This window comes from Streptomyces sp. NPDC058459 (assembly GCF_042721685.1).
Lineage (GTDB): Bacteria > Actinomycetota > Actinomycetes > Streptomycetales > Streptomycetaceae > Streptomyces.
Window position 1 is genome coordinate 1 of the sequence record NZ_JBHXLV010000348.1, and the last position, 3,494, is coordinate 3,494.

Below are 3,494 nucleotides of genomic sequence, written 5' to 3' on the forward strand. Positions count from 1 at the left end.
CGCGTGAGTGGATCCCCGCCGACGTACCGCCCTCGCCGAGCGTGACCAGCTGACGGCGGCTGTCGTCCGGGCCGGGGTTGCGCCGGATCGGCCCGTCGTCCCTACGCTGGGCGGCGTGCGCCTTCTCCTCATGTCCGACACCCACCTGCCCAAGCGCGCCAAGCGGCTCCCGGACCGCCTGCTCGCCGAACTGCCGCACGCGGACGTGGTGTTCCACGCCGGCGACTGGGTCGACACCGCGACCCTCGACCTGCTGGAGTCCGAGAGCCGCCGGCTGATCGGCGTGTACGGCAACAACGACGGCCCCGGCCTGCGCGCCCGGCTCCCCGAGGTGGCGTACGCCGAGCTGGGCGGCCTGCGCTTCGGCGTGGTCCACGAGACCGGTCCCGCCCGTGGCCGCGAGGCCCGCTGCGCCGCCCGCTTCCCCGGCCTGGACGTGCTGGTCTTCGGGCACAGCCACATCCCCTGGGACACCACCGCCCCCGGCGGCCTCCGGCTGCTCAACCCCGGCTCCCCGACCGACCGCCGGCGCCAGCCGCACGCCACCTACCTGACGGCCACCGTGGCGGACGGCACCCTGACCGACGTCACCCTGCACACGCTGCCGTGAGGCCCGGCCCCTGCTTCGGCGCGCGGGATCGGGGCGGGGCTGGTCTGCTGGAGCGAGGGCCCTCGCGGGCTTCCGTGACGTTCTCCGGAGTGGCGTATGAGTACCTATCGAGTGGCGCAGGTGACGAGTCCCGGCGGCGGCTTCGAGCTGGTGGAGCGGGAGGTGCGCCAGCCGGGCCCCGGCCATGTGCGGATCGCCGTCGAGGCGTGCGGGATCTGCCACAGCGACGCCCTTTTCGTCGAGGGCGGGCTGCCCGGCATCAGCTTCCCCGAGGTCCCCGGCCACGAGATCGCGGGCCGGATCGCGGAACTCGGCGAAGGCACCGCCGAGCGGGACTGGCAGGTCGGCGACCGGGTCGCGGTCGGCTGGTTCGGCGGCAGCTGCGGCTGGTGCAAGCCCTGCCGCGAGGGCGACTTCATCACCTGCGTCCGCCTCCAGGTGCCCGGCTGGGCCTACGACGGCGGCTTCGCCGAGCAGGTGATCGTCCCCGTCGACGCGCTCGCCCGCATCCCCGAGGGTCTCGCCGCCGCCGACGCCGGGCCGATGGCCTGCGCGGGTGTCACCACCTTCAACGCCCTGCGGCACACCGACGCCCGGCCCGGCCAGGACCTGGTCGCCGTACTCGGCATCGGCGGACTCGGCCACCTCGCGGTGCGGTACGCGGCCGCGATGGGCTTCGAGACCGTCGCCGTCGCGCGTGGCGCGGAGAAAGCCGACTTCGCCCGGGAGCTGGGCGCCCACCACTACATCGACAGCACCTCGGACACCCCGGTGGCCGAGGCGCTCCAGTCGCTCGGCGGTGCCAAGGTGGTGCTGGCCACCGCCGGGAACTCCGACGCCATGTCGGCCACCGTGGATGGCCTCGCCCCGCGCGGCCGGCTCGTCGTCATCGGCGCCACCACGGAGCCGCTCGGCATCAACCCGGTCCAGCTGCTGATGGCAGGCCGCGAGGTCAGGGGCCACCCGTCGGGCACCTCCCAGGACGTGCGGGACACCATGGAGTTCAGCGTGCTGCACGGCATCCGCCCGATGAGCGAGAGCGTGCCGCTGGCCGACGCGGACGCCGCCTTCCAGAAGATGCTCGCCGGCAAGGCCCGCTTCCGGATGGTCCTCACCACCGGCTGAGCCGGGAAGGTCCAGGCCGGCGGGGAGCCGACCTGGACCCGCGGGGCTCTCGCGGCTACTCGTCCCACGCCTGGATCAGGATCTGCTCGGAGATCCGGCCGTCGCGCAGCGTGACCATCGACTCGGCGTAGACCTGGTTGCCGTCGGGGTACTGGCACGACTCGGTGAACGCCGCGTGGTCGCCGTCGATGACGCACTGGTCGAGCCGGTGGATCATCTCGCGGCCGTAGCTGTCGGCGAGCATCTCCTCGATCTCGCCCCGGCCGCGCAACACCCTGGGATGGCTCGGCTGGTCGGCGTGGTCGATGACACGGACCCGGGCGTCGTCCTCGTACAGTGCGAGCATCCCCTCCCCGGAGTGCGCCTCGATCGCCTCGCGCAGTGCCCCGGTGGTGAAGGCGGAGTCTTGTCCGCTGCCCATGGTGACCTCCTTCCAACGCCCGCGGCCCGTCGGGCGGCGGACCGCGGGGGCCCACGTCCGAGACTCCTCCGCCCCGGCGGACACGGCAAACGCATGAGACGCCGTCCGCCTGTCGGGTGAGCGACGGCCACCGGCCGTGTCCGGCGCGGGGGTACGGGCGTTGCTCAAGGCATGATCTCAACACGACGCATCGTCGCCGCCGTCGGTCTGGCCGTCGGGGTCACGGGCTTTGTCGCACCCCTGGCCGACGCGGCCGACGCGAGCGCTCCTGCCCACGGGCAGATCAACCCGATGACCATGCTGGACGACGTCGCCCTCAGCGAACTCCCGCCCCAGGCCCGGAGTCAGGTCCCGCGCGTCGGCGAGCAGGTACGCGGCCTGAACCAGGTGAGCGAGCTGAACCGGCTGAACGAACTGCACCAGATCACCGACCTCGCCGCCCCCGTCACCGGGCTCCTCCCCGGCCTCTAGGCCGTCGCCGGCCCCGAACAGCCGTGTCCGCGAGGGCCGTCCGCGACCGGGCGGCCCTTCGCCATGACAGGGGAACCCGCTGGTCCACGCCCTTGCCGAGCCCTCCCGGCGGCCCTGCGTGGCGTAGGGTCGCAAACGCAGGGACACCGACGAGAAGGGGCCAGGCCATGGCGCAGGAAGTACGCGGCGTTGTCGCACCGGGGAAGGACGAGCCGGTACGGATCGAGACCGTCGTGATCCCCGATCCGGGTCCCGGCGAGGCTGTCGTGGACATCCAGGCGTGCGGTGTCTGCCACACCGACCTGCACTACAAGCAGGGCGGCATCTCGGACGACTACCCCTTCCTGCTCGGCCATGAGGCGGCCGGCGTGGTGGAGTCGGTGGGGGAGGGCGTCACCGATGTGGCACCCGGTGACTTCGTGATCCTCAACTGGCGCGCGGTGTGCGGTAATTGCCGGGCCTGTCTGCGCGGTCGTCCCTGGTACTGCTTCAACACCCACAACGCGAAGCAGAAGATGACCCTCGCCTCCACCGGCCAGGAACTCACCCCCGCGCTCGGTATCGGCGCCTTCGCCGAGAAGACGCTCGTCGCGGCCGGCCAGTGCACCAAGGTCGACCCCGAGGTCTCCCCGGCCGTCGCCGGACTGCTCGGCTGCGGTGTGATGGCGGGCATCGGCGCGGCCATCAACACCGGCGCCGTCGGCCGGGGCGACTCCGTCGCCGTCATCGGCTGCGGCGGCGTCGGGGACGCGGCCGTCGCCGGCGCCGCGCTGGCCGGCGCCGCGAAGATCATCGCCGTCGACATCGACGACCGCAAGCTGGCGACCGCCCGCACGCTCGGCGCCACCCACGCGGTCAACTCCAAGG

Annotated in this window: 5 protein-coding genes; 4 read left to right on the plus strand and 1 reads right to left on the minus strand. The window is 73.0% G+C overall.

Annotated features, from left to right (window positions below; genetic code table 11):
• Nucleotides 1–115: 115 nt before the first annotated feature.
• The gene (locus ACFWN1_RS32310; protein WP_384370004.1) at nucleotides 116–610 is read left to right on the plus strand and encodes a metallophosphoesterase family protein; all 495 of its coding nucleotides are present in this window, start codon (nucleotides 116–118) and stop codon (nucleotides 608–610) included.
• Nucleotides 611–706: 96 nt separating this feature from the next.
• Nucleotides 707–1,735, plus strand: coding sequence for an alcohol dehydrogenase (locus ACFWN1_RS32315; protein WP_384370007.1), 1,029 nt, complete (start codon nucleotides 707–709; stop codon nucleotides 1,733–1,735).
• Between the two features lie 55 nt (nucleotides 1,736–1,790).
• Here ACFWN1_RS32315 and ACFWN1_RS32320 read toward each other — a convergent pair whose 3' ends face one another.
• Complete coding sequence (locus ACFWN1_RS32320) at nucleotides 1,791–2,156, minus strand: nuclear transport factor 2 family protein (RefSeq protein ID WP_384370010.1); 366 nt, start codon at nucleotides 2,154–2,156, stop codon at nucleotides 1,791–1,793.
• A gap of 171 nt (nucleotides 2,157–2,327) precedes the next feature.
• Between ACFWN1_RS32320 and ACFWN1_RS32325 the strand changes: the two genes are divergently transcribed.
• Nucleotides 2,328–2,627 carry a hypothetical protein gene (locus ACFWN1_RS32325; RefSeq protein WP_384370013.1) on the plus strand — a complete coding sequence of 100 codons (300 nt, stop codon included), beginning with the start codon at nucleotides 2,328–2,330 and terminating at the stop codon, nucleotides 2,625–2,627.
• A 167-nt stretch (nucleotides 2,628–2,794) separates the two neighbouring features.
• A partial coding sequence (locus tag ACFWN1_RS32330) for an alcohol dehydrogenase catalytic domain-containing protein (RefSeq protein ID WP_384370016.1) occupies nucleotides 2,795–3,494 on the plus strand: 700 nt, incomplete at its 3' end.

Bases quoted from the DNA above. Each gene is read 5' to 3' on its own strand.
- ACFWN1_RS32320 (WP_384370010.1), bottom strand. From the start codon at position 2,156: ATGGGCAGCGGACAAGACTCCGCCTTCACCACCGGGGCACTGCGCGAG.
- ACFWN1_RS32325 (WP_384370013.1), top strand. From the start codon at position 2,328: ATGATCTCAACACGACGCATCGTCGCCGCCGTCGGTCTGGCCGTCGGG.
- ACFWN1_RS32315 (WP_384370007.1), top strand. From the start codon at position 707: ATGAGTACCTATCGAGTGGCGCAGGTGACGAGTCCCGGCGGCGGCTTC.